We start from the raw sequence: 4,115 nt of genomic DNA on the forward strand, positions 1-4,115 counted from the left end.
GCCATCAGCCCAGAACCCACCGTCCGCAACAGCCTGATGAATAAGACGGGCTAGCAAGCCGAACATCGTCACCGGCCCTGTTCAAATTTGCTGGAAGAAATTCGCGCGCTATTTCGATGTTGAGATTCGCGAGGTGCCTCTTGCAGGCGATGCGCTCGGTCTGAAACCGCAGGATCTGCGGAGGTACTGCGACGAGAACACGATCGGCGTGGTAGCAACGCTTGGGGTGACGTTCACCGGCATTTACGAGCCGGTCGAGGCCCTGGCACGTGAGCTCGACGCGATCGAGCGTGACCTGGGCCTCGACATTCCGATCCACGTTGATGCCGCCTCGGGCGGATTCATCGCCCCGTTCATCCAGCGCGACCTAGTCTGGGATTTTCAGATCAAGCGCGTGAGATCCATCAACGCCTCCGGCCACAAGTATGGCTTGGCTCCCCTCGGCGTGGGCTGGGTTATTTGGGCCTCGAAGGCGGATTTGCCCGAAGAGCTGATATTTTATGTAGACTACCTAGGTGGCAACATGCCTACTTTCGCGCTGAATTTCTCGCGCCCCGGCGGAGAGATTATTGCGCAATACTACAATTTTTTGCGCCTTGGCCGGGAAGGTTACACGGCCATCCAAGCCGCATGCTCTGACACGGCGCAGTGGTTAGGCCAAAAGCTAGCGGCGCTCGGATGTTTTGAAATGATCTATGATGGCCACGGTGGCCTTCCCGCAGTCGCATATAAGCTGGTCGACGGACATCATGGGTTCACACTCTACGATCTGTCGGAACGTGTGCGCATGCACGGATGGCAGATCGCCTCTTATCCGCTGCCATCGAACCGGCAGGAGACTATCGTCCAGCGCATCCTGATCCGCCACGGAGTTAGCCACGATCTGGCGCAATTGCTTCTCGACGACATCAAGCGCGCCATCGAGCATCTGACGAAGAATCCCGTCCCGAATTCGATGGCAAAGCCGGGGTTTCACCATGGCTAGATTAACCGCAGGCGGCCGGGCGATACCGGTGTTCTGGCTTCGCCATCTTGTTCTGCCGCTTTTGTTCGTTGCCGGCCCCGCCGAGGCGCAAGGTACAACGTCCGACGCCTCCATAAACGTCGTGGGCCAGATCTTCAGCCGAATCGAACCCGTGACCGAGGCAGGAATTCACGGGTTTTTTCAGCTTCTCGGCACCCAGCCCATCGCCTTTGTTCTGCTCACGCTCGCGCTCGGCACGCTGATCGGGAAATTCAGCCTCAAAACGATCTCCCTGGGCTCTACGGCGGGCACGCTCTTGGTCGGCATCCTGCTATCTATGATCGCGCAGGCTGCCTACGGCATAACCTACGCGATACCAGATATCCTGTCGTCGTTCATGCTCCTTTTGTTTATGTATGCCCTTGGGCTCAAGGTGGGGCCGCAGTTCTTCTCGGGGCTGCGAAAGGGCGGTCTCGCCTTCGTTGCGATCGGGTTGATCGTCTGGAGTTTGAATTGGCTCATCTGCTATTTTGGAGCGGCCCTGGCCGGTCTGGCGCCCGGCTACGCGACCGGTTTGATCTCTGGCAGCTACACGATTACCGCCATCTTGGGGGTCGGCCAGGGCGCGTTGACCAGCGGCGCCTATACGCCGCCCCCGGGCACGACTGTCGAAGAGGTGGGGGCCAACATGGCAGCCGCTTATGCCATCAGTTATGTTCTCTCCACCGTTGGGATTATTTTGCTGATCCGCTACCTACCCCGAATTTTTGGACATGACGCTGCTGCGGACGCTAGACTTGCCGAGGCGGAGTTCAGCGGCGGAGGAACTCATCCCGTGCCCGGTGCGCCCGGCGCTCTGAAGATGGCGTTCTCATCCTACGACGTACGTGCCTTCTCCGTCACGCATGACGGCTTCATCGGACATACGCTGGCGCAACTGGCCGAGACATTTCCCGAGATACCCATCCTTCGCGTCGCGCGCGACGGCAACACCTTGGACCTGACCAGCAACCCTACCTTGAGGAAGAACGACATCGTCGCCGTGCGCGCGGATGTGCACGATCTGATCTTGAAGGATGGTGAGCTGATCGGCCCTGAATCCGACGATCCGCTCGTTCGCAATGTGCCCATAGAGGTCGCTGATGTGCATGTCGGCGCGCATGGCATCTCCGGTAAGACGATCGCGGAGCTTTCAATGGCTGGCGAGCGAGGGGTCACCGTGCAGGCCCTATTTCGCACCGGCAACGAGCTGCCACTTGGTCCGAAGACCGACGTGCAGTTCGGCGACGTGTTGCGCCTGACCGGACCGGACGGCGCAATCCGAAACGCCGCGAAGCGATTGGGTGGGCGCGTCATTCTGCCGACAATGAGGTCCGAAGTCCTTTACCTCGCCCTGGCCATGCTGGTGGGGTATCTCGCTGGAATCGCTACGATTACGATCTCTGGCATTCCTTTCGCGCTTGGCACCTCGGCCAGCGTGATTTTAGCAGGCGTAGGCGTAAGCTATTTTCGCAGCCGAAATCCCGAATTTGGCGGGCCAGTGAATGAAGGCGCTCGCAGCTTCCTTCAAGATTTCGGCTTGAACGCCTTCGTCGCTGTACTCTCGGCAAATGTAGGCCCCAAGGTCATCTCAGCTCTTGGCGGCCACACAATCCTATGGCTCGCGATTATCGGACTTGCTGGGGCTTTGGTGCCGCCGCTGATCGCCTTCTGGGTTGGGATCAAGTTTTTCGGCCTGAACTCTGTCATCTCTGATGGAGCCACTACGGGCGCGCGCAACAGCACGCCGGGCCTGAACGCGATTATGGAGCAGTCGGGCAGCTCGATCGCCGCGGTCCCGTATCCAGTTAGCTACGCTCTGACGACGGTTCTGTCTTTGATAGGCGGCTATTTCTCGATGATACTGTCATGACATATTGCACTTAACGATCTATATCTTACCGATACGCACCACCTCTTCGGTTGCTAGGGGAGTGGACTTGCCTCAGAAAAGTGGAGAACTCGTTCCGTAAAGGAGGAGGTCACCGATGGCAGAACTCAAGAAGAAGTTCATCTCTGAGTTTCGCGCGGAGGCAGTCCGGCTCATCCAGATAAGTTGCCGTTACCACCGCGAGATTGCCGCCGATCTTGGGGTTGGGCGCTCGACCTTGCGTAACGGGATTAACAGCCAGCGTGATCGAGAGATGGATGCGCTGCCAGCCGGGCCGCGGAGCGACAGCCAGCCAAGTCGTTGATCCATCGCAAGGACGATGTCGGCTCGGCAGCTACGGTTACCTCCACGTCCGCACGGTGGACGCCCCACGTTTGGCCCTGGCGAGAAGGAATTCGAGATGACATGTCCACGCGCCGTCGAGGCCCTGACCAAGCAACGTGACCGTCTCGTCGAGGTGCTCCGGCTGATCGATGACGGACGGTGGTGGACCCGGGACGACGCCTGTCGGATCGACGAGGAAGAGGTCTGCCTGCAAGCCGACAGGATCGGCGCCGCCCTGGACGTGGTCGAGCGCCTCGCCAACGAGATGGCCGCCGAGGACGGAACCGGCGCCGGGTCGCAGCTCGCCCCGAAGACGCGGCAGGCCGTGCCGGTCCATCACGCTTCGGAAAGCCTCGTGGTCCCGGAAGACCTAGGTCCGTTCTCTCCCGGGCCGGTCAATCCCCATCCGAACGAGATCCACGAATCCGGGGGATACGAGCAGCGGGCCTGGGGCCTGTCGGGGGGGGCCTCGAAACTCCCGTGAGACTTCTTTTCCCGAGCATGAGTCGTATGCCTGACGGTGTTTCTATCGTCGCCAATCCATGAGCTTTGCGACCCACGGCTTGTGAAACTCGCCGACGACCAGTCGTCGGCCCCAATCGCAGAGCCATGTCGTAACCCCGATCCCGACCACCAGCGTGACCACCGTCGCGATGTTCGCGGGAAAGCCGCCCAGCGTGATCAGCAGAGTTGTCGCCGCGGCGGGGGCGTGGCTCGAACGGGTCGAAATCTGAAGCCCGATGGTCAGGGCCACCGCGAGGGCGCTGGCCGCCATCCTTCCGAACGAGACCTGGCCGTCGACCATCGCCGAGGGAGCGTGCAGCGCCCCGAACACGGCAAGTGACAGGAAGGCCGCGCCGGCCCCGATGGCATGCCCCATGAACGTGTTCCACGGTC

4 protein-coding genes and 1 pseudogene are annotated in these 4,115 nt (G+C 60.4%); 4 read left to right on the forward strand and 1 reads right to left on the reverse strand.

The window, feature by feature from the left end:
• Positions 1–40: 40 nt before the first annotated feature.
• From G3T14_RS23215 to G3T14_RS23230, 4 genes and pseudogenes are all read left to right on the forward strand, one after another.
• A complete protein-coding gene (locus tag G3T14_RS23215; protein ID WP_348645336.1) occupies positions 41–985 on the forward strand; it encodes a glutamate decarboxylase in 945 nt (314 codons plus the stop codon).
• 28 nt (positions 986–1,013) lie between these two features.
• Positions 1,014–2,876 (forward strand): TrkA C-terminal domain-containing protein, encoded by a 1,863-nt coding sequence (locus G3T14_RS23220; protein ID WP_204263024.1) that lies wholly within the window; start codon positions 1,014–1,016, stop codon positions 2,874–2,876.
• A gap of 115 nt (positions 2,877–2,991) precedes the next feature.
• Positions 2,992–3,165 (forward strand): annotated as a pseudogene (locus G3T14_RS23225) (IS3 family transposase); the annotation flags it as partial.
• 129 nt (positions 3,166–3,294) lie between these two features.
• Positions 3,295–3,702 (forward strand): hypothetical protein, encoded by a 408-nt coding sequence (locus G3T14_RS23230; RefSeq protein ID WP_163644864.1) that lies wholly within the window; start codon positions 3,295–3,297, stop codon positions 3,700–3,702.
• A 42-nt stretch (positions 3,703–3,744) separates the two neighbouring features.
• On the opposite strand, the gene G3T14_RS23235 is transcribed toward G3T14_RS23230, so the two are convergent.
• The coding region (locus tag G3T14_RS23235) for an HPP family protein (protein ID WP_163644865.1) at positions 3,745–4,115 on the reverse strand (371 nt) is incomplete at its 5' end.

Source organism: Methylobacterium sp. BTF04, assembly GCF_010692745.1.
Lineage (GTDB): Bacteria > Pseudomonadota > Alphaproteobacteria > Rhizobiales > Beijerinckiaceae > Methylobacterium.